Source organism: Candidatus Binataceae bacterium (assembly GCA_035308025.1).
Classification (GTDB): Bacteria; Desulfobacterota; Binatia; order Binatales; family Binataceae; genus JAJPHI01.
The window spans coordinates 132919-158087 of record DATGHL010000008.1 but is presented as its reverse complement, the minus strand read 5'-3'; the positions used below and the strand labels follow the sequence as shown (position 1 = coordinate 158087).

Here is a 25169-nt window from a genome sequence, read left to right as displayed (position 1 = left end):
CGCCGCCTCGTCGGCTGGCACGACCTGACCACAATCAGCGAACAACCGGAGGCAGCGTAATAGCAAGTTGATACTTCAACCGCTCAACTCGTCGCCTGGCCGATGCTTACTGCTTTTCCACCACTTGACCGACACTACCCGGGACGCCCCGGCCACTTTCGATGTAGTCAGATACGTGGCCAAAAGGCAATTCTCGCGCCTATTTTTCAAGCACTGTTTCTGTCCGCTAAGAACTGCTCCGGCGCTTATTCTCCTGGCACGCGGTAGATCACGGTATAGAGCAATTGACAGCCACGACCGATAAAGGGATCGTACCCGCAACATCTGCTCTTCACGATACTCATCACGCCGTCTGAGTGCACACTGGTTGTGCAACCGGTGTCTCGGTCGCTAAAAGGAATGTTTAGCGAGTTGTCACGGTTGGAACCGGAAAAGGGAATGGCAGGGCGGCACCTACCCGGCCGATCGATTGCATAATTTGGGCGAACACGTTTTCAAGGGCGATCCTCGCGCCAGCCTTGAATTGAATCTCACAAACCCTCAAGAAGTGGCCACAGCAATTGTGCGTGTCTTCAGTGGGCTTCACGGTCGCAACCACCTCTTTGGGAATTTCGATTGAAGCATGGCATAGGCAGCCGGAATTGGGAGCCCAAGGGGTGATCTTCACAAGGTCGGGTCTGGACGATTGGCAACCTCTTCAATCGTCGCGATGAACGTTGGCAATTTCTGTGTTTTGAGAAATTCATCAAGCGAAAGCGGTGAGTTCTCCGTCGACCGCTTTGTCGGCCATGAGTTTTCAGCTCCTTCCTTGCACGGATGCGAGGCTCCCACAATATGCTCCTAAGCGCATCTTTAGCCTGATTTGCTTCGTGGCAGTCAAAGCCTTGTCCTTGTCCTTAACCCGAAACTGGAACCGGCGCGATCAAGAGAGATGTGTTCAAAAGATAGAATAAATTGTGCGATCTGAGTGAGAAATTTTACGCAACGATGAAAGGGCCTCATGTACAATTTCCTAGCGGGCGCCTCTTGGCGCCGGCACGTATGTGGCATATGGCCTGCCCCCGAAAGCCGCAAAATCGCCGTAGAATTCGTCACAAAATAACCTGCCCCGCGAAGATAGGACGGCTGCTGTGTCTCCGAGGTGGTTAGGCAGTCGCGTTGCGCGACTGCTGTGTTAAGCAGTAATCGTTCACTACTAACTGCTCACACACGAAATTCTTGACAACTCCGCCGGGAAATTCGTGCAGTTTGGGCTCACTACCAACTACTACGACCGGATCGCCAGGGCGCGCCTCACCAATTAGCCTCAACCTTCAGAACCGACGGAGCAGGCCCGCATGTCCCATGGTGTGGAGGGAAGCAGCGGTGTGCCTCTACCCCCTATGCCGATCACCTTCATTCAAAAGGTAGCCTCGTCTTCTCCGGCGATGGTAGCATCACCACCAGCTGTCACTTCGGGTCGCGCCCCAAGGAACTGCATCCCCTGCGCGATAATCTCGGTGCGATAACGTTTCCCGTTGTTGTCTCTGGCTTCGTATTCCCTGGTGCACAAACGTCCTTCGACGTAGACGTGGCGCCCTTTGGCCAAATACTCCTTGCAAATCAAGGCCAGCCTCCCGTAGACGACTACCTGGTGGCAGTCCACGCGCTCCTGTTTCTGCCCGTTCTTGTCGGTGAAGCTGTCGTTGGTCGCGACCGAGAAGCCGCGAGCGGCTGCCCACTCGGTAATATCGCAGTTCTTCGAGATTATGGCCGACATACCCAATAAGCGTTGCGCGATTCAAAGACATGGTAATTCCTCCTATTGCTCACTTCTGACACACTGTGCCGTACTAGCTACTTAGTTGAACTTCGAACACCATTACTGACCGCCGCTGACATCGGCGGCGCGTGGCCGTCACCCTGCCAAGCCACCTGTTCCGCGGCTTCCGGACCGTGCGACTTCAACAGCGCGATGAAGCAGCCCCAGTCGAACACCGCGTTGCTCGCCCACAAATGGACTTTCACCCAGTTCTCCTCAGGCCGAACTTTGCGCCCACAACGCAGACAGTTGTTGTTGTGCATTGCTGCTACTCCCTCCTGCTCGCCTCCGCCCTTGCGGCAGGGCATCTGCGATTTCGCTGGGGTCCCCTTGCGAGCCATTTTCGTGGGCGGCTCCTTTACCCCACCATGAGGGGCCCGCACCTAATTTCTGAGATGCCGACGCGCGTAACGCTGCGGGCGTGCCAAGCGCTCTCGCGCGTTCGCTTCGCGATGGCGCGTTTGCAGTGGAGCGCCTCGGCCACCGTAATACTCAGTGCCGACCCAGCGATTGCGCTCGCGGCTGGTTGAAACGGACTTTGATACCGGCGATCGGATGACCCTGGTGTATATGCTTATGGACCAGCCGGAGATTTTCCCGTGCGAGGCTCACCATCCGCGGGCTGGTGTAGGTATCGAGCGGGTGAAGGTAGGAGTGACCGGCGGCGATCAGCTGACCGGCCTTCTGCCGCGCGTCAATTTCGGCGCGAACATGGTTCAGATCGATCGCGCCGACGCCGTGCCGCAGGGCGGCAGTAACCAGCTCGCGATGATCGATGACGGCGTAGCGTGAGCTGAGGTGACGATCGGCGTAGTCCAATGACTCGCGCGTGTGTGCATCGGTCGTTGGGCTCGTAAGGGCCTGGGCTGGCTTGAGCTGGAGAGACGACGGGCGGTAGTTAAGGTCAATTCCCTGTTGTCGCGCGAGCGCTTCGCGTTCAGCCTTCAGCGCCACCCGGATCGCAGTCACGCTTGGGCTTGCGCGTTTCCAGTACGATATCGCGCGCGATACTCGGGTTGCTGATGCCGCGCGCCTGCTTGGTCCGTTCGATATCCATGGCGCGTTCCGAGAAGGCTTCGATTTGCCGACGGTTAAAGCCCGCCAGTTCGAACGAGCCATCAACTTTTCGAACGATGTCGTAGCCGAGTTGCTGGACCCGTTTGGCAAGTTCGGCCATGTAGATCGCGTCGATGAAGCGGCGCGCCTTATAGATCTGCTGCGGGTCCAGGCTGCGCCACTCGTAACTGGCGAGCCGCGTCATGTTCGCGATGAAGATGTGGTGATGCAGCTGAGGCATCGGCCCGTGCTCGCCGTGGATCGACTCGCGTGAGTCGTAATGCTCGAACATGATCGCGACGACATTGCCCGTCTCGGCCCACTCTTTTCCGCCGTGGTGGCGCGCCAATGCGCATGTCTCGACTTCGCGGATCGCGTATAATGCCGCTTCACGGTCGACCTGCAGAAGCCGTTCGTCGCCGCAAACGAGAGCCTGGATGCTGATCGACTTCGGCGGCGAGAGGGTGCAATCCCAGTTCGCCCGCTCGGTATCGCCGTGCGTCGCCTTGATCCGCAGTTCAGCTTGGGTAGTTGGGTCGTGGCCGCGCCGGAGGGCCTCGAATTGCTCGGCGGTAAGGTCGGAGAGTGCGAGAAATTGCACCCCGCGGCCGACCGCGTGGCCGATGATGCGCTGCTCGGTCCCGGCGTAATAACCCGCCGCGCTGTAATGGACGCGGTAATAGGAGCCCGCCTGTTCGATCGTCATCGCGCCGTCCGAAAAGCTGACCATGATTAGGCCTTAGCTCCGGTCGTGCCGAGCGCCCGAGCAAGCGCGCCGTCAGGGTCGCGTCACTCTGATCATCCGGGTCGACTCTGAGTGGCTTGACTGGGCGCGCCGGCGATCGCCCCCGTGGGATGAAGTCCGGCTGCCGTCTCGTCAGGTGCAGTTCGGGAATGCGGACTGTGGTGCGGTGCTCGCCGGCAATGCAGAGATAGCCATGGAAGGGCCGCAACTGCTGAATCTCGGCCGGCAGGACCAGGTGCTCGACGCTGCGGTGCGGGCTCAGGTTGACGCCCTCGCGATAGGTCGAAAGCCCGGCAAGCTGCGTCATCTGGAGCCGCTCGGTTTCGTGCGAACCGATCAGATCGGAACCCCACCGCGCCATCTCGGGTTCGTCCGAGCGCATGATCAGCTTGGTGGTTGGCGAGCTCGTCAGGGTGATCGCGCCATCGCGGCCATAAATGGCCCGAGTCTGCGCCACATTCTGAAAGCCGATCACCACCGCGAGGCCGCGCTTGCGTCCGCGCGTGACGAGCTTTTCGATCTGGGGCTGATACCCGAAGGCCGGCAATTCGTCGGCGACAATCCAGACTTGCTCGCTGCCAATCTGCGCGCTCATCAGCCAGCGCACGAGGCAGTCCAGCCAAAGGTCCTGCAGCGGTTCGATTGCTTCGCGGATGTCTTCTTTACATGGGAGGAAGACCCAGCCCTCTCGCCTCTGGGCCCATTCGCGCGCGCTCCAGCTTCGCGTCGTTTGCTCCAGCGGTGGCAAGTGGTAACACGCCTTGAGCGCGTTCGCGACCGTCGCCACGATCCCGGCACCCTGGTCGTGGGCCTGCGGATCGACGATCGCGTAGGCGCGGGTGCCGGCGAGCCGCGCGTGCAATTCCTCACGTGGTAGCGCGAGGAAGTCAGATAACAGCCGAATGTCCGGATCGTCGGCGAGGACTTCAAAGATGCTCGTGGCGAGAGTGCGCCCCGAGTCGCGAAAAAAGATTTCGTTGGCCGTCCGGGCGGAGACGCGCACTAGCGACGCGGTCAGCGCCTCGGCGTCCATCACGTAGCTGTCGTCACGAATTTCGAGCCATGGAGACCAGAAGGTACAGCGCTCGTCCAGTGGATTCAGGATCACGTCGCCGCGTTCTTCGCTGTAAAACTCCTGCACGAACTCGGCTTCCAGATCGATCACGATCGCCTGCTCTTGCGCTACTCGACTTGCCGGAGAAGGTGGCGCATGGCGGTGGTCTTGCCCGAGCCGGGCGAACCCGTAATGAGGATGTGCTCGCATTCCTTGCTCGCCCGGATGACGCTCGCCCCAAGCTTGATCCCGATCGGCCGGACGGGTTCCTGACGAAAGCGATCACTCGACTGAGGTAGGGTCGCAGCGCCCGGTTGTGCTGCCTCGGAGCGAGCAGCCGCAGTCCACGCAGATGCGCCTTGCTGTCGGGCTCGCGTTTGATGCGCCAGGCGATAACAGCGACCGCGATGCTGAGTGGAAAGAGGTCAGTGCCGAACCCGTAGTAGCCGCCCAGGCCGGTCGCGATGTGCCAGTACGAAATGTAAAAACTGTCACGGTACATCGCCGGTCCTTTGAGCCACACGGCACCGCGCTGGCCGAGCTTGACCGGATCGTTGTCGGGCGCGGCGTGGTAATACGCATCGAGGAATTTGTAGGCCTGGCCGCGCGATCGCGTAGACCGCGTGGATGTTATGGTCCTGCATGGCGTCGTTGCCGCTCACCACGCGCGCGTCGTAGATGAACTGGCGCAGCTGGTTCTCGATCACCATCGGAGCCAGTTCGTCGTTGGCAGTGAAGAGGTGCGCGTAACCGACGATACGACCCTGATCGAGTGCGACCACATAGGGCGGCACGCGCTTGAGCGCAAGGATTGTCACGGCGATGGTCAGGCCAATAATGACGGCGGAAGCGGTGACACCGAGGTAGAAAAGCCGCCGGTTGATAGTGCGCAGCAGGCGATCTTCAAACCGCATGGTAGTCATCGTCGTCACCTCATCAACATCGCGTGAACTTTCTTGAGCGCGTTGGCGGCGCCATCAGCGGCGGCGTTGGCAGCAGCGCCGCCGATTGCTTTGCTGCCGCTCGCCGTCTGGCTGGCAGCCTCCGCGACCATTCCGGCCAGAATGGTCTCGCCGGCGGTCATTGCGGCACCGGCGCCGCCGGTGATCAAACTCGCCATGAGGCGTGGGATGTAATAGACGAGGCCGACGAACAATAGAGATTCCACAACGGCTTGCATCATTAGGCTGACATTCTCTGGGATGCTTCCCGACGTAGCCGCCATAGAAACAGTTCAACCACTTGCTTCGGTCATTCCCAGCGCAATAACCGCAAGCAAAAAGAACGTCTTCACGCAGGAGGCCAGGACTCTAAGCCCCCAGCCCGGAAAAATGCTCCAAGTCCAAGGCAGCGGCGCGAAAGCGAGCAGTACCGAGGCACCGATGATCAACGCCCAGACTTCCATCAGGGCAAGCAGATAAATGATGGACGCAACGGCAAAGGTTGCGACGATTACAATGCTGCAAAGCAAGTCTTCAATCGCTGACATAGGTGCGACCCACGACGAAGCCTTCCCAGCGGCGCTCCAGAAAATCCGCATGAGTTGTAGCCCCTGCTCCATCACACCCGAGGGCGTGAGCGTCTCAGGGGATTGGCCGCTGACCTGTTGCCCCCAGCCAAGAAATCCGTTCAGCAGATCGATGGCTAAGTCCTGTCCGTAGAGAAAGACCGCATGGAGTACGGAGAGCGAGACGATCGTGTAGCCGAAGCCGAGGATGAAGGTCGGCAGATCGTGGGTGGCGAGCAGCTGGATGGTATACACGGCGAACGCTATAGCCCCGACTGCGAGCAGGATTTGAATGCCTTGCGCCTGGAGCACGGGCGCCCAGACGCCTTGAATTGCGGTTTCGTAGTCGCTGAGCGCGTTGTTTAGGAATTGAAATTGGAGCGTCATTTTTACCACCCATTCTCTGTCGGAGTCCGCAACACAAAGGGTGGGCCGCCTGGGCAGGAAGTATCGCCTCGATCGAAGCGGCGGTCACACGAAGAAAAACCGCCACACTGCTCTGCCGGGATGTATCGAATCAGGTGGTCGTCATCGCAATAGACTTGCGGCTGGCGCCAGTTGTCCCAAGCGCGAATCGCGTCGTTGAGCCATGTGGCCTAGGATAATCAAAAATGCGATTGCTAATAGGCCCCGAAAGCGCCACATGAAGCGCAGGAAAATTATGATCGGAGTTGTCATTTGAAAACCTCCTTCATTGCTGTACGTCACCTATAAAGTAGGCTTGCGCATTCGCTCCAAGCTGGGAATTTTCGTTAAGAGTTTCGCCATAATTCACGGCCTCAATCATGGATTTGGGTGATCTCAAGCTGCCCTAGTACCTGGGTCTGCTGGGCCGCCGCGAGATTGATTTCATTGCCGCACTGAATCGCCTGGAGGACGCTCACGCTCGCCGCGTTACAAGCTTCGAGCGCCTGAAAATGTGTGTCTTCAGCGCTGAAGCTGGCGCCCTGCGCCTGCGCGACTGAAATTGCGTCGGCATAGGTGGTGAGAGTCTAGTTGGTGACCTGCGCCGCTATCGCCGCTGCGTTCGCCCCGAAATTGACCCAGCCGGGATAGCTAGCGGCGAAAGCTTGTGCGCTGTCCACGCCGCTCCCCATCGTCTGCATCAATGAGTTGAGGTAACTGAGTTGCGACTGAAAGCGACCAGCGCCGCCCGGCGTCGTAAGTGACTGCGTGGTGATGGTGACCTGCACGATCATCGCAGGCATTTGTTGGGTTGAGATGCCCGTCAGCGTGCAGGCAATGGCGGTGGTGTTCCCCTCGACCGGACCGTCCGACACCACGAGCTGCGCCCGCGCCGGCTTGGCCGCGAGCGCCAAGGCGAGTAGTGTCGCGGCGAACAAATCACGATGCTTAATAATCCCACCCTCCCGTTGCTGTGAATCATTTCCGCCGCACGCATTGAGCCCCGCGCGGAACGCGGCTCTGGTGCCGGGCCGAGACCCTTAGCTGCGAGCCACGCGTCGAGAAAGCCGTCCTGCCCTGATTCTTCGAGGACGCGGCGGGCGAGCGTTACGTCGTCGCTGCCGGTGGCGGCGCAGAGCGCCCGCGCGATTGGGCCCAGATTGAGGCTAAACAGTCGCGAGCCCGACTCGCTGACGCACAGATAATCGCGGGCGGAACGCCATTCGCGACAATCTCTATCTGCTTTTCATTGAGCCCAAGTTCGCCGTAGAGCTGGCGCACTTGCTCGCCTTTAGCCGCGTGGTTCGGCAGGAAGGTCTTGATCGCGGTCGATTCCAACATCGTCTGCGCCTCGTTGTTGTCAATCTCGGCGAGCGACTGCGTACACAGAATCAGTGCGCCGTTGGCACGGCCGAACGTGCGGAGTGCGCGGTCGATCCATGGCAGGGAGATGGGCGACGCCAATATCCACTTGGCCTCGTCAATCAGCGCGAAGGTCGGATCAGCCCCAAGGCCCGTTTCCGCGTCATGCACGATCAACTCCGTGGCCGGGCGGTCGCGTGCTCGCCGAGCGCGTCGAGATGACGCATTTCGTAGGTAGTCAGCGTGGGACGCTGTCCTGCGACTGGCTCGCCATCGAAAATGTGCGCCAACTGGCCGCCGTCCGCATAGTTGCCCATGATCTCGCGCAGGCGTGGGATGTGGAGCAGATAGCGAAGCGCCGTCATGGTGCGCACGCCGGCTCCCTTGGCGATCGTCAGCGCTTCGGTTAGGTCGGCGGCTTCACGCTCGTCGAGCAACTTGCCCAACCAAAGCGCAAAGAGCCGCGTGAGCACCGGTGGCGCCTGATGCGGGCGGCTATGGAGTGCAAACCGGCGAGCGGCGCTTGGTTTGCAAGCAATGGACAGGAAACCGCTGGGTGGTCATTCACGTCGCGGCGCGACAATGCCAGCCATGAAAGCGCCGCGCTTGCGAACTATCAATTTAAGTGATTTGTTCGACGCAGCCTGACTGTGTCATGGTCCCCTGAGATGGAGAAGGTCGATCAATACCTTCTAGGCTAGAGCGCGGCCGAACAGGAGCGACTCCGGAGGCAAGCTGAGGAACTCGCCAACGACTCGAATTGGTTGTTCGATCAAATTGGCGTCCCGGCTGGCGCTCGCGTCGTGGACATTGGCTGCGGTCCCCAGGGATGCCTCGACTTGCTGTCGCGCCGAGTCGGACCAAATGGTTCAGTCATCGGCGTCGAGATGGACAGGGAGGCCGGTCGCTACGGCGCGCCGCTTTCTTGTGGACCATGGGATAACCAATGTGGAGGTGCGCCAAGGAAACGCCAAAAATACTGGTTTGCCCCGTGAGTCCTTCGATCTAGCAACGGCGCGTCTCGTCCTCGTCAACATACCAGCGCCGGAAAAAGTGTCGCGGAGATGGTGGCATTGGTGAAGCCCGGGGGTGCGGTGGCGCTTCACGAAGCCGACTTGGCTGGCCACATTACGGATCCGCCCCTTCTCGCCTTCGACCGGCTGCGGAAGGTGTTAGAGGCCTATGCAGCGGCGAACGGGATCGATCTATACATCGGCAGGCCGGTGCCGCGCATCCTGCGCGCCGCTGGCCTTATGGATGTTCAGGTCAAGTCTTTGATCCACGACTTTCCGCCCGGACATCCGAACCGAACACTTTTTTACAATTCGCTCGCAACCTCCGTGAGCGGTATATAGCCCAAGATTTCATTTTCCGAGACTGAGTTCGCCGACTCGACCGCCCGGCTTGAACGCCACCTTGAAAATTCAACGACTCTCGTCACGTCGTATCTGCATTTTCAGGCTTGGGGACGAAAGAGAGGATAGTTACTATGGCGGGCGCAGCGACGAGCGAGGCTGCGCGCCAAGTGCTGCTCGTCGGCAGCGTCCCGCTTGACAGCGCGGAGCAAGTGTTCCGCACGGCAGTATCGATTTTGGGAACTTGCCTCCGGCGGATTCCCGACGGCGAGACCGGCGACCCGGCTCGGCTGGATCGGATGGCAGTTGAACGTCTTCACGAACCATCCGCGCTTCGCGGTGATTGCGGATCAAACGAAAAGAGGCCGTCGTTCCTGTCTTTGAACAGCCAATCCTGCACTTCCATAAACTCCCGCCGTTTGCGTAGCGTCACCGTTGCGAAATTTCTTTGGTAGCAGCGTATTGCGTCGACGAGTACTGCCATCATCAGACGCTTCACCGGTTCCACCGCCGCACTGCCCCGGCGTGCGCCGTAGAACTGTGCAGGCAACAAAACCTCATCCCCTGGCACTGCTTCGCTCAGGTACCCTTCGGGGCAGTCGCCACTCTGCGTAGCTCTCCCTCGCTCTCATGCTTCGCTTGACTTTAAACATGCTCCTCTGCAAGCCTTTTGGCGGAAGTTGGTACGAACCACAGGTGGGCAAAGCCGCCCGCCGTTAGGACGACAAGGCGCCCCCCTCGAGCAGGAGCGCCAAATGCGCCCATTCGCTCAATAGACGCCGACTGCCCCAACTCCGACTCCACCGGAATCGCGTAGCCGCCCCTGATGGTAAAGGAACTGCATATGCCGACGGTCGTAATCGGCGCCAATGTGCGCGGCCGGAACCTGGATAAGCCGGAGTTCCTGCCCTTCTTCGCCCGCATCAACGAGTTGAACGTCCCGATCATTATCCATTCGGACGGGCTCAGTCCGTTTCAAAGCTATCCGGCCGCGGGTGATCGCACCGGATGGTCGGAGCGCGGTCCGTTTACGGCGGACTACCCGGTTTGGTGGATGTTGACTCATCCCTTCGAGCACATGATCGCGATCGCGCGGATCATTTACAGCGGCCTGCTCGATCGCCTTCCCAACCTCAAGTTCATTTTGGAGGAGGGCAACGTCGGCTACGCGCCTTATCTCTTCGACCGCTTGGAGGAGGGTCGCGAGTTCGGCGAGCTGCTCTATGGTTCGCGCGTGCATCTGGGCGGAGCGAAGAAACATCCGCTGGATTATCTAGAGCATTTTCATTGGGCGGTCGAGTCAGAAGACTCGCTCATTGGCGAGGTGATCAAGCGCTGGGGCGCCGAACGCATCCTGTTCAGCTCCGACTATCCCCATCCGGACACGCCGTGGCCTGAGAGCGTCGCCGGGATGAAGAAGGCGCTCGTCGGCTTTTCGGCTGACGATGAGGCGAAGGTCATGTGGCAAAACGCAAGCCGGCTGCTTCATCTCTGAAGCTTGGGCGATTTGGCGTGCGCAATACCTTGAATTCATCGGAGAAGGAATCTGTGATCGACCGGCTTGCGCGATCGCCGCCCGCGTATTCGCGCCTTTCCTATTCATCGTTTGCGGTTTTAACTATGCGCCAGTTCGGGGGCGGCGCTTAACCCGAAAGAGGATTTGCTCAAAATGGCAAAGCGCATTCTTGGAACAATGGCACTCATCTGCGGACTGGTTCTCACGACAGGCAGCGCAACGCACGCTGTAGCCGCCGATAGTCTCTCCTTTAACATGGTGGTCTCGTCCGGTGCGGCAACTTGCCTGCCGAACGCGACAGCGACCGTCACCTTAAGTTCTCTACGCAAGGCCTCGGTGGAGAAGATGGTTGTCAAAGCGAGTGGGCTGCCGCCCAAGACCGATTTCGATTTCTTCGTGATTCAGGTACCGAACAAACCCTTCGGTCTGGCTTGGTATCAAGGGGACCTTGAGACTAATGGCAAAGGCAAAGGCTCGCAGACCTTCATCGGGCGCTTCCAAATCGAGACCTTCATAATTGGGTTTGGTGTGGCCGACGCTCCCCAGACGTTTCCTGACCCGCCGTTCCCTGACGCCCTGCAAAATCCCGAAACCCTCGGCCCTGATGGGGTGACGCCGGGACCGGTGCAGACATATCACTTGGGAATGTGGTTCAACTCAGCCACTGATGCACAGAATGCCGGCTGCCCCAACACGGTGACGCCCTTCAACGGCGTCCACAACGCCGGCATCCAAGTGCTAAACACCTCGAACTTCCCTGATACAGCCGGGCCCTTGTCGGGTTTCACTCCGTAACGCCAGGCGGGTAGCAGCCTTGCCGCGAGCTTGACTCGCTCGCGGCAAGGGCGTAGGCGACCCGAGAAGTAAGAGGTGTACAGAGTTAGGCAGTTGCGCCAGGCCCCACCGCGGAAAATCAAACAGTTGATTCTCTAATCACTGTAAGACTGAAGGAAGAGCAAGCCATGCCGACCATTTCAAAAATAATTCGCATCGAGCCAGCGTTTGACGATCCGGAATTCGTGCGCGAAATGTTCGAGCGCAACGCGCCGTATCGAACAATGGCGGGCTACCTTCCGATCAAGGCGCAGGATTCCTTTCTTCCGTGGTTCCGAGGCAACTGGGCAACGAATGGTGAGCCGCTCGTGGGCAGGTGCTGAGAACATTCTGCATAACCCGCGATTCATCGACGCGGCGCGCACGTTCTTCGGCGGCTCGAGCGTGCGTCCCACATTTGTTGTCGTCAATGTGAATGCCCCAATGCCTGCGGGTCTTACTCATGTGGACGTTCCCACGTTCAGTGGCGCGACGCGTGATCAGTACCCGCTGGCCTTTCTCATGTGCATGGGGCAGTCCGCGCTCTTCGAGAATTGGAGAGTTATACAGGCCGGCGCCGTCGCGTGGTTGTATGACGGGCCGGGCGGCAACTTTGAATACTGGCCCGATGGGCACGAACGTCCGATGCGCACCGAATGCCCGCCTTTTCGCAATGTGGCGCTCATGTCGGACAACGACCAGATTTATCATCGCATCGGTCACGTTGGCGCGCCCGATGCGCGCCCTCCGCGCATGACATCTGCTGCGGAAATCCACTGGAGCGGCGGGGCCTGGGAAATTGTCGAGAACGGCGAGACCCGCGCAACCTACCCGCCTACTGCTATTCGGCTCTCGCTGGTGTGGAAAGCGATTCGCGATTCCGAACCGCAATCCGAACTGCTCGATTCTGGATCGCGTAATGACTATTTTCATCTCCGATCTAAAAAGACAAAAGATCGATTTCAAAATACCCGCTGACCCATTATCGGATACTGAATGGATGGCGCTCTTGGACCGCATCTACTACATCTGTGCGAACTCAGAGAATCCGAAGGAGTGACCTTCGATGAGACTCCTAATCTCAAGATCGTCACGTGCAGCATCATGGAGTCGATGAGCGCGATCGGAGAATCCGAAATGCAGAAAGCAAAATCGCAAATCTCTGAGACATTCCCTTCCCGCGAAGGCCTCACGCGCGCCGAATCTCGAACACTGCTCGGCGCGGCGCTGGCAGTGTTGATCCTGTACGCAGTCGGCGTGATCGCGCTGGGAACTCCGCCCAGCGCATCGGACACTGGTGAGCAGGTCGTTACGTGGTTCCGACAGCATCGCGAGGACGCTCGCTGGGCCGTCTGGGCGGCCACCGTCAGCATCCCGCCGTTTGCCGTGATGTTTGCGCTGTTGCGGCGTCTACTTCCCTCGCCGCATCGCGACGTGTTTTTGATTGGCGCGATTGCCTTCGTGATTACGTACGCGGTGCAGGCGTGGACGTGGGGCGGTCTTGCGCTCCATGCCGACCGTCTCGAAGCGGCGACGGCGAGCACGGTGCTGGACGTGGCGCTGTTCTGGGGGCCGGTTCTGACTGGTGCGACAATTACGATGATCGCGCCGGTCACGTTACTGGCCCTGCGCGGACAAGAACTACCTCGATGGCTCGGTGTGCTGGGCGCGATCGCCTTTGCCGAACAGGCGGTCGAGACGATCACAATCTTTGGCACCGCGGGCTTCACTGAGCCGGGTGGCGCGATGAATCTCCTGCTCGGCGCGGGACTCACCGCGACCTGGATGCTCGCTTTCGCGGTATGGGGAGGACTCCGGACATGTCGATAGCTAATATGGACGCACAAAAGTTGCTCGCCACAATTCACGACCTGGCGCCAACTATCACAGCGCGCGCCGCTGAAATTGAAAGCGCCCGCGAACTGCCTGACGATCTGCTGCGCGAGCTAGTCGCCGCCGGATGCTTCCGAATGTTGGTTCCGCGCAGCCACGGCGGATTAGAGATTGAGCTGCCTTCAAGCCTGGAGATTCTCGAAGCGCTCGGCCGAGCCGACGGCTCCGCCGGTTGGACCGCGATGATCGGGGCTGAGGCGGTAATGCTGCTGGCGTTGCTCCCGCGCCGCCGTTTCGACTCGCTTTATGCGAACGGACCCGACCTGATGGGCGCAGGCTCATTCACTCCACGCGGTGAGGCCCAGGTTATTGACGGCGGCTTCGAGGTCACTGGCCGCTGGCCGTTCGCGAGCGGCTGCCTGCACAGCAAGTGGCTGCTCGCCAACTGCGTAGTGACAGAAAACGGTAGGCCGCGTCCCGGTCCCGCGCCTGACCTGCCAGAAACCCGGTTTGTGATCTTCCGCACCGAGCAGGCGCAGATTCTCGATACCTGGTTTGCTTCCGGTCTGCGCGGAACGGGCAGCAACGACATAGCTGTTGAGAGGATTCGGGTCGCGCACGATGACACTTTTGATCGCTTCTCTGGAGTTTCGTCGGTGCCGGGCCCGCTCTATATCGCTGCGACTTCCCAGTTTTCCTTGCATATGGCGTCGGTCGGTGTGGGCATCGCGCAGCATGCGGTCGACGACATCATCGCGCTTGCCGGCAGTCAAAAGCGTCGTCTTTTCGCAGCCACAGCATTGGCCGACACCCCGGTATTTCAGCACTCTCTGGCGCGCGCAGAGATTGCGCTGAGAGCGGCCCGCGCCCTGTTAAGAAGCGAAGCCGAAGCTTTCTGGGCCGAGGCCAGCGCCGGTCGCATGCCAACTCTGGCGGAGCAGGTTCGATGCTCGGCGACCGGCGCGTGGGTAGCCGCGAGCGCGGCGACGGTCGTTGATGTTTGCTACAAACACGGCGGCGGAACCGCGCTCTACGATTCATCGCCGCTCCAGCGCCATCTGCGCGATATCCATACGCTGACGCAGCATATCGGCTTGGCCGATGGATGGCTGACCCGCGCCGGCGCATTTCTCTTGGGCAAAGATCCCGGCTTTGGCATCGCTTAGGTGGGGAAGCGAACATGGCTCGCATCGAACGGATTCTGATCGTCGGCGGCGGAATTGCTGGGCTCACAGCGGCCACCGCTTTCCATCGGAAAGGCTTTACGACGGAAGTCGTCGAGCGAGATAAGACCTGGCCCGCCGTTGGGGCAGGAATCGCAGTGCAGCCGAACGGGATGCGCATACTCAACGTTCTCGGCACGGGCGCGGCCGTTGAGCAAGCGGGTACGGTGATCCGCGGCTGGGGCTTTTGCGACCAGCATGGAGAACTGCTCTGCGAAACCGACCTGCAAGTATTGTGGGGCCATGTGGCGCCCTTCATCGGGATCGAACGGAGCAAACTTCATCAAGCCCTGGTGGCGCGCGCCGCCGTCGTGCCTCATCGGCTCGGAATCTCGCTGACATCCTTGTCCCAAGACAGTCACTGCGTATCTGTAGGATTCAGCGACGGCTCGACCGGTGAATATGATCTAGTGGTCGGGGCCGATGGAATCTCATCCACTGTGCGCACACTCGCGATAAGCAACGCTTCGCCTGCCGATCTTGGTGCAATGAATTGGCGCAGCATCGCGCCGATCCGGCCGCTAGGTTTGTCTGCTTTGCGCTTCGTTCTCGGCGATGAATGCTTCTTCGGACTGTGTCCCGTAGGCGAGGGACGCACATACGGCTTCGGATACGTTATGCAACCTCGTTTCCACGATCCCGTGGAGGGGCGGCTTGAACGGCTCCGGGACCGCTTCGCAGGATTTGGCAGAATTGTGGAGGACTATCTGGCGTCTCTTGAACACGACCATCAGATCATCTGCTCGGCCATGGAATGGATCGACGTTGGCGAGTGGTATAGCGGTCGCACGGTGTTGATCGGCGACGCTGCTCACGCCAGCTCGCCGCTGATGGGCCAGGGCGGTTGTATGGCTATGGAAGACGCATACGTGCTTGCTGAAGAGCTGCGCTCGGCGGATACGGTGCAAGACGCACTGAAGAATTACGTTCTTCGGCGAAAATCGCGGGTCGGTTGGGTTCAGCAGCAAAGTATCGCTACAGGGGAAGCCTTGCGCATGCCGCCTGCCATGCGCAACGCGGGCTTGCGTGAGCGAGGAGAACAGATGATGAAGTTTCGTTTCGGACGGCTCACCCCGCCGCCATGATCCGGCTCATCCGCCGAAGAGCAGGTATTGACGCCGGTAATTCGCCACACGATTAAAGATCGCTGGCGCTGAGTGCCAAGCGGCGGCACAAATAAGGCTCTAACCCCGGGCGGGATTTTGTCCTTAAGGTCATCCAAGCGTTATCGCAATAATTGGGTCCACCGATTTCTATTCGATGTGGCTGGTCCATGTAACGACACTACCGGGCTCGATCATTCCCTGTCCTTCGCATCGCATTAAGCGATTGATGAGAAGAGGAAAAATATGGAATGGCGACGGGATCGAACTCGCGCCGTTCAGTGCGAATAAAGCCTCGTGGTGCGCTACGAAAGTTATAGGCGTGAAGGTGGTCGCCGCGCTCAGTGAAACATCGGCCTGTGTTCGAGCTGGTTCGCTCCTTGCGGGCGAGCGATATCAGTCCTGTCCCCCGGGGACAGCTAGCAGTATACCACGGTATTCTGCGGGATATGTCGGAGCGGAAAACCCTTGAAAATGTACCTTTTCTTACCGGGTTCTCCAGGGTCCGGGTTTTCAATTCCCCCGTCTTTAACCCATCGAAGCAATTCAATCGTGCAGAATTTATGGCTTTGCGAGCATCCGGCGACGAATGAAGGGACGCTCATGTCTCGCGTCGATTAAACGATTTAATCTCCGCATGATTGACGACGAATACCCGCTGGAGCGTCGATTATTACCTATATTATCCGCAAAATCTGCGGTGATTTATGGGGCCACTTCAACGACCTAGCTTTGCCTCTCACTGACTCGCTTCGCTTCCCGCTACGCGAGATCGTCACGCGCCAGTTGATCGAGATGATTCGATAATCGACGAAATTCGGCCTCGGAGTTTTGAAACCAATCGGTCGACCAAATTCTGTATATTGTCCAATGGAGCCGCTCGAAAACCTGTTGCCGTAGACGGTCCCGGTCACGCGCCGACCGGCTGGAATGATAACCGGCACCATCACATTCGATGCCCAAAATATAGCCACTCCGATGTGGATGCTTGACCGCTAGATCGATGAAATAACCGGCCACCCCGACTTGCGAGACTGCCTCGTAACCATGGCTCTTGAGTCGATCCCGAACGAGCTGCTCGAATTCCGAGTCAGGCTCGCGCCCACTGGCTTGGCCAACGTCGAGTCTGCCGGTCTCCGCATACTCGAGATACGACTTCAGCACGTGAACGCCGCGCTGGGATTTCTCATCGGGCCGGATGTCATCCGGTCGCATCGACGTGAAGACTTCGACGCGATGTTTGGCGCGACTGAACAAAACATTGAGGCGTCGGAACCCGAATCGCCCGTTAATCGGCCCGAACTGATTCCTGACGATGCCCGTCGCGGGATCAGGACCATACACCGTCGAGATGAATATGACATCCCGCTCATCACCCTGAACATTTTCCAAGTTTTTAACGAAGAAGGGTTCCAGGGTGTTTTCCCATCGTTCCATGAACTCCTCGGCATTACGATCGCGAGCAACCAAGCGCTCGATTTCTTCTAACAAAATTTCGCGCTGGGTCTGATTAAGCGTGACAATGCCCAGGGATCGATCTGGCTCGCTCGACATGAACTCGAGCGCGGCCTTCGCCACCTTCTGCGCCTCGTCGATATTCACGCGGCCTTTGTATTTGCCGCCGACGAAGTGGTGATACATGCCGAGTTTTGGTTCCCGCCGGTGCCGATCAGGATCGAGTGGCGACGGAAAGACGATTAGGTCATCGTAGAATTCGCGATTCGAGAACGCGATAAGACTTTCGTGGCGGGAACGGTAGTGCCAGCGAAGGGAACGCGCGGACCGAAACTCGGCGAGCGCCAAGTCCAGGATCGACTCATTATCGACGATCTCTTCCTCGTCGATTTCGTCGTCCAAAATCCTGTCGGTACGGTCAAAAAAAAAACGTTGGCGGCAGCTGCATCGGATCGCCGACGACGACCAGTTGACCGCCGCGAGCAATCGCACCCAAAGCTTCCTCGGGACGCATCTGGGAAGCCTCGTCGATTACGACTAAATCGAACCGAAGACCATGAGGCTTCAGAAACTGCGCCACCGAAAGGGGAGACATTAGAAAGCAAGGCTTCAACTGCTGGATCGATCGGCCAGCACGGCCAAGTAACTCGCGGACCGGGATGTGCCGCTTCTTCTTGCCGAGTTCGTGGTACACAAGGGCTAGGCCGCGGTGCTCCTTGGCTGTTGCGCCTTTAAAACCGGGATCTATAGGCCGTCGACTGAGCTCTGTCGCGAGCTGCTTGCGTTGAAGCTTGATTATCTCTTCGTCCAGCTCACGAAAGCGTTTCCGGCATTTCGAGAGCTGAGAGCCTTGAATGCGACTAAGCACCGGATATTCGGCCAGTGCTGCGCGGGCCAAGCTTCGTCGATACACCCGCTCTAGTGCGCGAGAAAGCTGAGCCGCGTCTAGCGACTTTCCGCCGAAGGCATTAACTATGTCGCCCAACCCACTCTCGAAACATTGAGCACGAGCAGCAAGGAACGTAATCCAAACAATCAGCTGATCGGTATGGGCGAGCGCGGAGTCGATTCGCGCTAAGGCATCGCGTAGCGCACATCTCCGACACGCTGAGCCGAAAAGGTTTTTTTCATCTATATGGCCGCCATCTTTGGCTTGGTCCCAGGATTCCAATGCCGCGCTCAGCGCTCCAGTTAGGCGTTCTCGTAACTGTCTCAGTGCAACGATTCGTTCGTCACGATCACCATGGTAAAGGTACCGCCGCAAGAAATCTGGCAGTGCTGCGACCTCCACCGCCGACGAAGCTTGCAAGGCGCCATTAATCGAAGAACGATCACTATGCGGTCCACCCCAATAAGCTCCAAGAAGCTCTCGAGCCTGATCGTTGGCAGCTATTCTCGCTTCGGCATCTCGATACAATCCGACGGCGTCCACCGACTCCTGGAATATCGCGAGTTGAGTAGTGTCAGAGTTGAGCCCCAGCGTCAGTGCGCGGTCTTTGAGATCTAGCGCCTTACGTAAGAGCTCGCAGCGCCGGTTCAGTTGGAGATCAAGACTGACTTGAGGGTCTAACGTCTCAAGAAGCAGCCGGACCTTGTCATGGGGCATGCCGCGAGCGGCGGCGCCCAACTCCAAAAACGCTTCGTTTACCCCTTCGAGAAGAAGCTCGCGGACTGAGCGATCAATTCCCTGATCCGCGCCAAACATACGTCGGATGGTGACCGCGAACTCGGCTACCTCGACAAGATGCTCGAAGGGTGTTTCGTGACCGCGGAAGTGCTGACCGCAGAACTCACGAAGCTGCTCGTCAGTCGCCAAGCCCGTCGCTATCTCATTGCATTCGGCAACGGCTTCGAAATCCGCCGCCATCTCGCCGCGCTTCGGGCTCTTGGACGTAAGATTTATTTCGCGATAACGCAGCTTCGCGGTGCGTACGTCGCTCCGCCACAAGGAAGAAGGAAATTTCGCTTTCCGCAAACAAGTCGCGTGTCCGCGTAATTCGGGTGCTGGCCGGTCCAGAGGAATTGCGAAGAGTTCCTCGAGTGTGCTGACTTTCTGACGGAGTTCGGCTGCGCGTCCGTGCGCACGGCGAAGAACCACAGGCGCCGCCTCCTCTGCCAACCGAGCATGACGGAAAGCGGCGCGTTCAGGTGGGAGAGCTGCCGCGTGCGCCGCGGCATCGAGCAGCTTGATCGCGATCACAGGCGTTATCGGTTCTGAGACACCGAAAGCCTTTGCCAGTCGGTCGATCAAAGTGACAGCTTCTTCGAAACGAATCGTGTGTGCCTCAAGACCGCTTACCGCATCGTTGAGTCCGACGGCTCCTCCGTTTGCGGCAATTTCAGCAGCCAAGACGGCGAGGTTCCGCAACTCGCCCTCGCCCTTAACGGCTTCCACTGGCTCAAGACCCAACTCTGCCAGCCTGCGACCGGCGTTTAGCCAGTCAGCCTGATCCTCCAAAAATGCTGTGAGCACTGCGGCTATATTTGGATCAACCAGCTTTGGATACAGCTCCGCGGCACTCAGATCAGTTGTGGGTTCGGGTAACCGAGCGAGAGTTTCTTTAACCTTTTCGGCGTTCTCTACGGTCGCAGTAAACTTATGCCCGACTGTTTCACCAAGCTCGGCGAGCAGGCATTGGAGGTGATTCAACGCCTCCCGACACGCGCCCAAGCTGGAGATCAGGCTTTCGCGACCGAAGTAGTCGAGTCGTGCGTTGCCAATCGCAAACCACGGATGCTCTTCCAGCCTTCGCGAGCTCGCGACGTCGGCATACGCGCTCGCCAAGACCTCGAGCTTGGTCCGCAGGTTCGCCAGATCATGACGCGTTAGATTGTGAGCACCCGCTAACTCGACCTTTTCGAGCGCTTTCGGAAGGCCATCCCGATCATTTCGCGTACGCTGCTCCGACCACAGTATCTGATGAATCGTCTCGCCTGACGCACCAAACTTGCGATTGATCGTAGAGACGTATTCGCCAAGCTGGTCGCGGTTGCGTTCCAATTCTATGATCGCTAGCGCGAGGTCTTCGGCGCCCTCAAACCGACTTCGCTTCTTCAGCCGTTGGTCCAGAGATTCGAGAAGCTCCTTTTTGCGCGCTTTCGTCGAGTGAAGTTCGAGACAGAACTGACCGAGCTCAGCCTTCTCCAGTCGATCCTTGACGACGTTGAGGGCCGCCATTTTTTCAGCAACGAAAAGAACCGACTTCCTGCGCGCCAAAGCAGCGGCGACGATATTGGTAATCGTCTGGGATTTCCCTGTGCCGGGTGGGCCTTTGATGGCCAGATTTTTCCCGTCCATTACGTCAGCTATCGCGCTGAACTGCGATTGAATCCGCGTCGGTAATGAGGAGCGGGACCTTTGCCGCAATCGTCGGATCGTCGACCTGATACTCGTCGGCAAAGAAAGCTCCCGTGCCAACGCCGGCGCCTGCAAACAGCTCCGAAATGACTGGATTACCTATTATCCCAATCTCAGCCGGCCAGTTTGAATCTTCGAGATCGTGAAACATGACCATACGCGCGAACGAGAAATGGCCCAGCACGACAAAGCGCTTAATGAAAGGGGACGCCGTAAACCTGCGTCGATGATCCAAGTATTCGCCGTAAAACGTGCGGCGAATACTTCGCCATGCGGTGATTATCGGTTATATTATCCGCAGAGTCTGCGGTTAATGTATATCCACGAGCTTCACGATTGGCCGCGGTTCCAATGGAACCGCCAGCGTCTTGCCGAACTTCTTGCTGAGGTGAGGCACCGCCAAGGTCGTCTGATCGGCCACATGGAGGCGCTAGGCTTTAGTCTACGCCAAGAGGCGGTGCTGCAAACGCTCACCGCCGATGTCCTCAAAAGCAGCGAAATCGAGGGTGAAAAGCTAGACCCCCAGCAGGTCCGGTCGTCGATCGCCCGTCGCCTCGGCATAGACATCGGCGCCCTCAAGCCAACGGACCGTCATGTTGAGGGCGTCGTTGAAATGATGCTCGATGCGACGCGCCTGTATGATCAACCGCTGACGGTCGAAAGGCTGTTTGCCTGGCATGCTTCCCTGTTCCCGACGGGGCGCAGTGGCATGACTAAAATCCGAATCGGGGCCTGGCGTAACGACAGCACCGGCCCGATACAGGTCGTCTCTGGCCCAGTCGGCAACGAACGTGTCCATTTCCAGGCGCCGGCGGCAGTCCGACTCGATAGCGAAATCGCGGCATTTCTGACTTGGTTCAACGCCCGTGCCGACACCGATCCGGTCCTGAAAGCCGGGATGGCCCATCTTTGGTTTGTCACTATCCATCCTTTCGATGATGGTAATGGGCGCATTGCGCGCGCCGTCGCGGATATGGCTCTCGCCCGGTCTGAAAAAAGCCCCCAGCGCTTTTACAGCATGTCGGCGCAAATCCAGGAGGAGCGCGCAGCGTACTACGACATTCTTGAGGAAACGCAGAAAGGAACCTTGGACATCACGGCCTGGATGGAGTGGTTCCTCGGCTGTCTGGGCCGGGCCATAAACGGTGCACAAACCACTCTCAGCGCCGTTCTCGCAAAGGCACGCTTCTGGGAAGCTATCGCTGGCGTCGCGATCAATGTACGCCAGCGCCTCGCACTGAACCGCTTGCTGGATGGCTTTGAGGGTAAGCTCACAACATCGAAATACGCCAAGCTTGCCAAGTGTTCCCAGGATACCGCCCTGCGCGACATTTTGTCTCTCGTCGATCGCGGCATTCTCGTTCGCAATCCCGCCGGCGGGCGGAGCACGAGTTATGATCTTTCGACGATTCCGCGGAATACGGGGAGCCGACGATGACCACGGAACAACATCAACGCCAAGCGGCCAGTCTAAAACTAAACCAGGGAGACGTGTTAGGCCTACTTGACCAATTCCGCAGGAGGCTCTACTTGGAGAGTTTCAAGGACGAGCGCTCGATTGGACTCCGCGTCGTTGATTTTTCGTCGCGACCCAACAATTACTAATGTCTTATGCGAGCCACCACCCATTCAAGTTGCTCGATCCAATAGGAGACGATCATGGATGTAATCGAAGCGATGGAAACCTGCAGTGCGGCGCGTTACTTGAAGCCCGATCCGGTGCCCCAGGACTTGATCGAACGTGTGATTTACGCCGCCACTCGCGCATCGAGTCCCGGCAACAGCCAAGAATGGGACTTCATCGTTGTACGCAATCCTGAAGCAAAGCGGAAAATCCGCGATCTACTTGCGCCGCGATTTAAGGCGATGGGAGTTGGAGTGTCAACGACCGGCCGGGTCACTAGTCGAATGATCGCCGGCGCCACGCATCTGGCGGAGACGTTGCATGAGGTTCCGGCCATCATCTTCGTCTGCGGTCCGGTAGCTTATCCGCCCAACGCGCCGATTGAGCAGTTTGTGTGGTCGGCGCTCTACCCGGCGGCGCAGAATCTGATAGTGGCGGCTCGCTCGCTCGGTTTGGGTACAACCTTCACGACCTTCCACATGTTTATGGAAAGCGAGCTCCGCGATCTGTTCGGAGTCCCCAAAGAGATAAAATTCGGCGTGATGATCCCCATTGGCTGGCCCCAGAACGATTTCGTCAAGGTCAAACGCAAGCCGATCGCCAGCGTAATTCACTGGGACAAGTGGAGCGATTGACCGGATATAACGACATCACCGCTTACGCAGCGGGCAATCTCTTAATGCATGTCGAGGCCATCACAGGATCGTGCTGGCCGACGAAATGATAACCGCCGCCGGCATTGGTCCGTGCCGGGCTTGACGCGCTGCCGGCGATTGTCGCGTCGTGGCGAGCGCGCCAGCCGCAGCTTCGTCGAATTCTTTACCGCGACGATTCTTACTAAAACGGTTTGGCTGGGGTTTGGCAGCGGCTGTCACAAATCGGGGCAAAACGGCACTAGCCTCGACAAAGCTTGATCGCGAAAAAGCCTTATTTGATTTGCGTTTCTTTGTTCTGGATGGCTAGCGTTTGCGGTTGCCGCGAGTCCGGGTTCGAGTCCCGGCCGGGGGCACTCGGCGGGTGCTCGTCTGCCGCCGAGCGACGTCCTCATGCGCCCAATCATTGAGTTGCAATCGTAACTCTTCCTAGCGTACCCGCGATGCCTGCAGGCAGCGGCAAAGGCTCGCCATTACGCCTCACTAAGCCGCGCGGGACGAGAATTACCGACATTTCCTTGGGGTTCCAGGCGCCGCGTGCGCTCAGGTCACGAACCTGCTTTGAGATGTCATACTCAGTGAAAACGCTTGACCTTGGAGCAACTGGATGGCCTGCCATGGAATGCGGCTTTAGCGCAAAGAAACTCAGTGATCCGACATAATAAGGACTGTGAAAATTAACCTTCTCTCCCTTGGGCGGATCAATATATATCTCGTAATAGATTCCCCGCGCTCTCTCATATTGGATGTCGTTCAACTGCAGGATGATTTTGTTCTCAACCTTATGCTCGATGAAGGCGCGCAGTTGCGACACCGCGTTTTCGGGCAAGGGCACGGAAACGCTAACGGGCTCGCCGGAGAGTTGTATTCGAGCGGCTCCGGCCTGGCTGGTCGCCAAGGTCTTGAGGATGAGCCGCGGACTGACCGGCGTTGGATGGAATTGCACTGGATGGAATTGCGCCATGGTCGTAGGATCGTCGTCGTAGCGGTAGTTTAGCTCTCCAACCGTGTCGATGATTTGGCTGCCAGTTAGATCAACGGCATGCCCCGCTTCATCGAAAAATTCGAACGTTGTATTCATCCATGCTGAATCATTGAGAGGATCCTGGCGGCCACCACCCTGTTGCAGCCAGCGATTCCACAGCCGATCGATATTAGCGTGGTGAAGCCAGAAAATCGGGTCCTGCGCCGCAGTGTCGGGGTCGTCCATTAGTCCGCCCAAGGCCCCATGCACGACGTCATGTGGCTGACTTTCCAGTTCTCCGTGAGGAAAATTGAATTGCATGGCTGAAGCTTCTTGTCCCCCAAAGCTCAGCCCCGAGCCGTTGGCAGATTCGAAGTTCGTGTAGCCAAAGGCATTCGAGAAGTCCACGGTCCCGGCGTCAAGCTGAGCCGTGCCGTTGTCAAGCGCCGTCGGCCTACCGGGCGGCGCAATGTACAATGAGTTGGTGGAGTCGCTCGGCTGCCAGAAAGCGCTCGGAAGGCTGCGTTGCGACGGGTCGCCCCAGTTCCAGTACGGCAAAACCAGAGTTGGATCTCCGGACGCCGTCCTGAGGATACGATCGAAAAAGTAAAGGTACATACGGTGCCACGAGAAGAAGTAAAAACTCCCATGTTCGCATTGATCCCATGCCTGCGACTCTTGCGAGGTGGTGGTTGTGTCGTAAGTCCCGTGAATATTTGCCTGAAAACGATAGCTCGTAGGATCGGTAGTCTGCCGGCTCATCATAACCTGGATACCATGTCGCAAAGAGGCGATCTGAGTCGCGGAGAGGGTCGCAATGCTCTGCCTGACGAAGGGCGGCAAGGCAGGCACAGCAGAAAATGGCGGGCTCACAATGCCAATATAATGCGTGAGATGCATGCAGTTGTTTACTGCCGGATCGCGGTAGACTCCAACTTCCAGGAATTGTCCGGCGCCCAGATTGCTGAAACTGCCGGACCAATCGCAGATGCTGTTGCCGTCGCCGCCTACCATCTCCCCGGGCCGAGGACCGCGATCGGCCCACACGCACTGGCCAGGTGCGGGATTTGCCGCGCCGGCGCCTTGGCTGGCCCATGTGTAGGGCGTTAGCGTAGGCTGCGCGGGAGGCCCCGTTTGGAGCGGACCTTGACAGTAAAGCGGGAATGACGGCAAAGGCGTCTGAGCGAACGCACAGTCGTAGGCGCCGAGCACGAAGCAAACTGAAGACGCTAGAAATAATCTCAGAAGACGCATAATTACCTCACCGGCTCAAACCCATTATTCGTCCTAAGCTGAATGACGGGTTCGCCAAGTCGCTTCTCTTAATAAAGGCGTTCAAGTG

At 58.5% G+C, this 25169-nt stretch carries 24 protein-coding genes and 1 pseudogene; 11 read left to right on the top strand and 14 right to left on the bottom strand.

Annotated elements, in window-relative coordinates; translation table 11 throughout:
* Positions 1-1399 precede the first annotated feature (1399 nt).
* The gene (gene ssb / locus VKS22_02345; GenBank protein HLW69440.1) at positions 1400-1759 is read right to left on the bottom strand and encodes a single-stranded DNA-binding protein; all 360 of its coding nucleotides are present in this window, start codon (positions 1757-1759) and stop codon (positions 1400-1402) included.
* Between the two features lie 77 nt (positions 1760-1836).
* The gene (locus VKS22_02340; protein ID HLW69439.1) at positions 1837-2064 is read right to left on the bottom strand and encodes a hypothetical protein; all 228 of its coding nucleotides are present in this window, start codon (positions 2062-2064) and stop codon (positions 1837-1839) included.
* A 247-nt stretch (positions 2065-2311) separates the two neighbouring features.
* On the opposite strand from VKS22_02340, the gene VKS22_02335 reads away from it, so the two are divergent.
* Positions 2312-2593 (top strand): hypothetical protein, encoded by a 282-nt coding sequence (locus tag VKS22_02335; protein HLW69438.1) that lies wholly within the window; start codon positions 2312-2314, stop codon positions 2591-2593.
* A 145-nt stretch (positions 2594-2738) separates the two neighbouring features.
* Here VKS22_02335 and mobF read toward each other — a convergent pair whose 3' ends face one another.
* The 8 genes and pseudogenes from mobF to VKS22_02295 all read right to left on the bottom strand — a co-directional run bounded on the left by mobF (position 2739) and on the right by VKS22_02295 (position 8403).
* A complete protein-coding gene (gene mobF / locus VKS22_02330) occupies positions 2739-3563 on the bottom strand; it encodes a MobF family relaxase (protein ID HLW69437.1) in 825 nt (274 codons plus the stop codon).
* Between the two features lie 250 nt (positions 3564-3813).
* Positions 3814-4850 (bottom strand): annotated as a pseudogene (locus VKS22_02325) (type IV secretion system DNA-binding domain-containing protein).
* Between the two features lie 297 nt (positions 4851-5147).
* A complete protein-coding gene (locus tag VKS22_02320) occupies positions 5148-5570 on the bottom strand; it encodes a hypothetical protein (protein HLW69436.1) in 423 nt (140 codons plus the stop codon).
* 14 nt (positions 5571-5584) lie between these two features.
* A complete protein-coding gene (locus VKS22_02315) occupies positions 5585-5881 on the bottom strand; it encodes a hypothetical protein (GenBank protein ID HLW69435.1) in 297 nt (98 codons plus the stop codon).
* Positions 5882-5890: 9 nt separating this feature from the next.
* The gene (locus tag VKS22_02310; protein HLW69434.1) at positions 5891-6550 is read right to left on the bottom strand and encodes a type IV secretion system protein; all 660 of its coding nucleotides are present in this window, start codon (positions 6548-6550) and stop codon (positions 5891-5893) included.
* 605 nt (positions 6551-7155) lie between these two features.
* A complete protein-coding gene (locus VKS22_02305; GenBank protein HLW69433.1) occupies positions 7156-7506 on the bottom strand; it encodes a hypothetical protein in 351 nt (116 codons plus the stop codon).
* Between the two features lie 169 nt (positions 7507-7675).
* Positions 7676-8101 (bottom strand): hypothetical protein, encoded by a 426-nt coding sequence (locus VKS22_02300; protein HLW69432.1) that lies wholly within the window; start codon positions 8099-8101, stop codon positions 7676-7678.
* A gap of 2 nt (positions 8102-8103) precedes the next feature.
* Positions 8104-8403: a hypothetical protein gene (locus tag VKS22_02295; GenBank protein HLW69431.1), complete on the bottom strand. Its 300-nt coding sequence runs from the start codon at positions 8401-8403 to the stop codon at positions 8104-8106.
* 591 nt (positions 8404-8994) lie between these two features.
* Here VKS22_02295 and VKS22_02290 point away from each other — a divergent pair.
* A complete protein-coding gene (locus VKS22_02290; protein HLW69430.1) occupies positions 8995-9285 on the top strand; it encodes a hypothetical protein in 291 nt (96 codons plus the stop codon).
* A gap of 316 nt (positions 9286-9601) precedes the next feature.
* Here the strand turns inward: VKS22_02290 and VKS22_02285 are convergent, their stop codons facing one another.
* Positions 9602-9835 (bottom strand): hypothetical protein, encoded by a 234-nt coding sequence (locus tag VKS22_02285; GenBank protein ID HLW69429.1) that lies wholly within the window; start codon positions 9833-9835, stop codon positions 9602-9604.
* 276 nt (positions 9836-10111) lie between these two features.
* Between VKS22_02285 and VKS22_02280 the strand changes: the two genes are divergently transcribed.
* The 7 genes from VKS22_02280 (at position 10112) to VKS22_02250 (ending at position 15755) form a co-directional block, all read left to right on the top strand.
* Entirely contained in the window at positions 10112-10780 is a 669-nt protein-coding gene (locus VKS22_02280) for an amidohydrolase family protein (GenBank protein HLW69428.1), read from the top strand.
* A 174-nt stretch (positions 10781-10954) separates the two neighbouring features.
* The gene (locus VKS22_02275) at positions 10955-11596 is read left to right on the top strand and encodes a hypothetical protein (protein HLW69427.1); all 642 of its coding nucleotides are present in this window, start codon (positions 10955-10957) and stop codon (positions 11594-11596) included.
* Positions 11597-11763: 167 nt separating this feature from the next.
* The gene (locus VKS22_02270) at positions 11764-11958 is read left to right on the top strand and encodes a hypothetical protein (protein ID HLW69426.1); all 195 of its coding nucleotides are present in this window, start codon (positions 11764-11766) and stop codon (positions 11956-11958) included.
* A complete protein-coding gene (locus VKS22_02265) occupies positions 11930-12592 on the top strand; it encodes a hypothetical protein (protein HLW69425.1) in 663 nt (220 codons plus the stop codon). Before VKS22_02270 ends, VKS22_02265 begins: the two co-directional genes overlap by 29 nt.
* Positions 12593-12751: 159 nt before the next feature.
* Positions 12752-13444 carry a hypothetical protein gene (locus VKS22_02260; GenBank protein ID HLW69424.1) on the top strand — a complete coding sequence of 231 codons (693 nt, stop codon included), beginning with the start codon at positions 12752-12754 and terminating at the stop codon, positions 13442-13444.
* Positions 13435-14613 carry an acyl-CoA dehydrogenase family protein gene (locus tag VKS22_02255; GenBank protein ID HLW69423.1) on the top strand — a complete coding sequence of 393 codons (1179 nt, stop codon included), beginning with the start codon at positions 13435-13437 and terminating at the stop codon, positions 14611-14613. Before VKS22_02260 ends, VKS22_02255 begins: the two co-directional genes overlap by 10 nt.
* Positions 14614-14627: 14 nt before the next feature.
* Positions 14628-15755, top strand: a complete 1128-nt coding sequence (locus tag VKS22_02250) for an FAD-dependent monooxygenase (protein ID HLW69422.1) — start codon at positions 14628-14630, stop codon at positions 15753-15755.
* A 780-nt stretch (positions 15756-16535) separates the two neighbouring features.
* Here the strand turns inward: VKS22_02250 and VKS22_02245 are convergent.
* Together VKS22_02245 and VKS22_02240 are read right to left on the bottom strand one after the other, a co-directional pair.
* Complete coding sequence (locus VKS22_02245) at positions 16536-17720, bottom strand: AAA domain-containing protein (GenBank protein HLW69421.1); 1185 nt, start codon at positions 17718-17720, stop codon at positions 16536-16538.
* On the bottom strand, positions 17647-20526 hold the full coding sequence (locus tag VKS22_02240) for an AAA domain-containing protein (GenBank protein HLW69420.1): 2880 nt from the start codon (positions 20524-20526) through the stop codon (positions 17647-17649). Before VKS22_02240 ends, VKS22_02245 begins: the two co-directional genes overlap by 74 nt.
* A gap of 202 nt (positions 20527-20728) precedes the next feature.
* Between VKS22_02240 and VKS22_02235 the strand changes: the two genes are divergently transcribed.
* Complete coding sequence (locus tag VKS22_02235) at positions 20729-22024, top strand: Fic family protein (protein HLW69419.1); 1296 nt, start codon at positions 20729-20731, stop codon at positions 22022-22024.
* A gap of 221 nt (positions 22025-22245) precedes the next feature.
* Positions 22246-22845, top strand: coding sequence for a nitroreductase family protein (locus VKS22_02230; GenBank protein ID HLW69418.1), 600 nt, complete (start codon positions 22246-22248; stop codon positions 22843-22845).
* A 421-nt stretch (positions 22846-23266) separates the two neighbouring features.
* Here the strand turns inward: VKS22_02230 and VKS22_02225 are convergent, their stop codons facing one another.
* Positions 23267-24841, bottom strand: coding sequence for a tyrosinase family protein (locus tag VKS22_02225; GenBank protein HLW69417.1), 1575 nt, complete (start codon positions 24839-24841; stop codon positions 23267-23269).
* Positions 24842-25169 lie beyond the last annotated feature (328 nt).

Excerpts from the sequence above, each read along its gene's own strand:
- VKS22_02250 (HLW69422.1), top strand. The coding sequence starts at position 14,628 with ATGGCTCGCATCGAACGGATTCTGATCGTCGGCGGCGGAATTGCTGGG.
- VKS22_02270 (HLW69426.1), top strand. The coding sequence starts at position 11,764 with ATGCCGACCATTTCAAAAATAATTCGCATCGAGCCAGCGTTTGACGAT.
- VKS22_02260 (HLW69424.1), top strand. The coding sequence starts at position 12,752 with ATGCAGAAAGCAAAATCGCAAATCTCTGAGACATTCCCTTCCCGCGAA.
- VKS22_02340 (HLW69439.1), bottom strand. The coding sequence starts at position 2,064 with ATGCACAACAACAACTGTCTGCGTTGTGGGCGCAAAGTTCGGCCTGAG.
- VKS22_02280 (HLW69428.1), top strand. The coding sequence starts at position 10,112 with ATGGTAAAGGAACTGCATATGCCGACGGTCGTAATCGGCGCCAATGTG.
- VKS22_02315 (HLW69435.1), bottom strand. The coding sequence starts at position 5,881 with ATGGCGGCTACGTCGGGAAGCATCCCAGAGAATGTCAGCCTAATGATG.
- mobF (HLW69437.1), bottom strand. The coding sequence starts at position 3,563 with ATGACGATCGAACAGGCGGGCTCCTATTACCGCGTCCATTACAGCGCG.
- VKS22_02310 (HLW69434.1), bottom strand. The coding sequence starts at position 6,550 with ATGACGCTCCAATTTCAATTCCTAAACAACGCGCTCAGCGACTACGAA.
- ssb (HLW69440.1), bottom strand. The coding sequence starts at position 1,759 with ATGTCGGCCATAATCTCGAAGAACTGCGATATTACCGAGTGGGCAGCC.
- VKS22_02275 (HLW69427.1), top strand. The coding sequence starts at position 10,955 with ATGGCAAAGCGCATTCTTGGAACAATGGCACTCATCTGCGGACTGGTT.
- VKS22_02265 (HLW69425.1), top strand. The coding sequence starts at position 11,930 with ATGGTGAGCCGCTCGTGGGCAGGTGCTGAGAACATTCTGCATAACCCG.
- VKS22_02290 (HLW69430.1), top strand. The coding sequence starts at position 8,995 with ATGGTGGCATTGGTGAAGCCCGGGGGTGCGGTGGCGCTTCACGAAGCC.
- VKS22_02230 (HLW69418.1), top strand. The coding sequence starts at position 22,246 with ATGGATGTAATCGAAGCGATGGAAACCTGCAGTGCGGCGCGTTACTTG.
- VKS22_02255 (HLW69423.1), top strand. The coding sequence starts at position 13,435 with ATGTCGATAGCTAATATGGACGCACAAAAGTTGCTCGCCACAATTCAC.
- VKS22_02320 (HLW69436.1), bottom strand. The coding sequence starts at position 5,570 with ATGCGGTTTGAAGATCGCCTGCTGCGCACTATCAACCGGCGGCTTTTC.
- VKS22_02240 (HLW69420.1), bottom strand. The coding sequence starts at position 20,526 with ATGGACGGGAAAAATCTGGCCATCAAAGGCCCACCCGGCACAGGGAAA.
- VKS22_02225 (HLW69417.1), bottom strand. The coding sequence starts at position 24,841 with ATGGTAGGCGGCGACGGCAACAGCATCTGCGATTGGTCCGGCAGTTTC.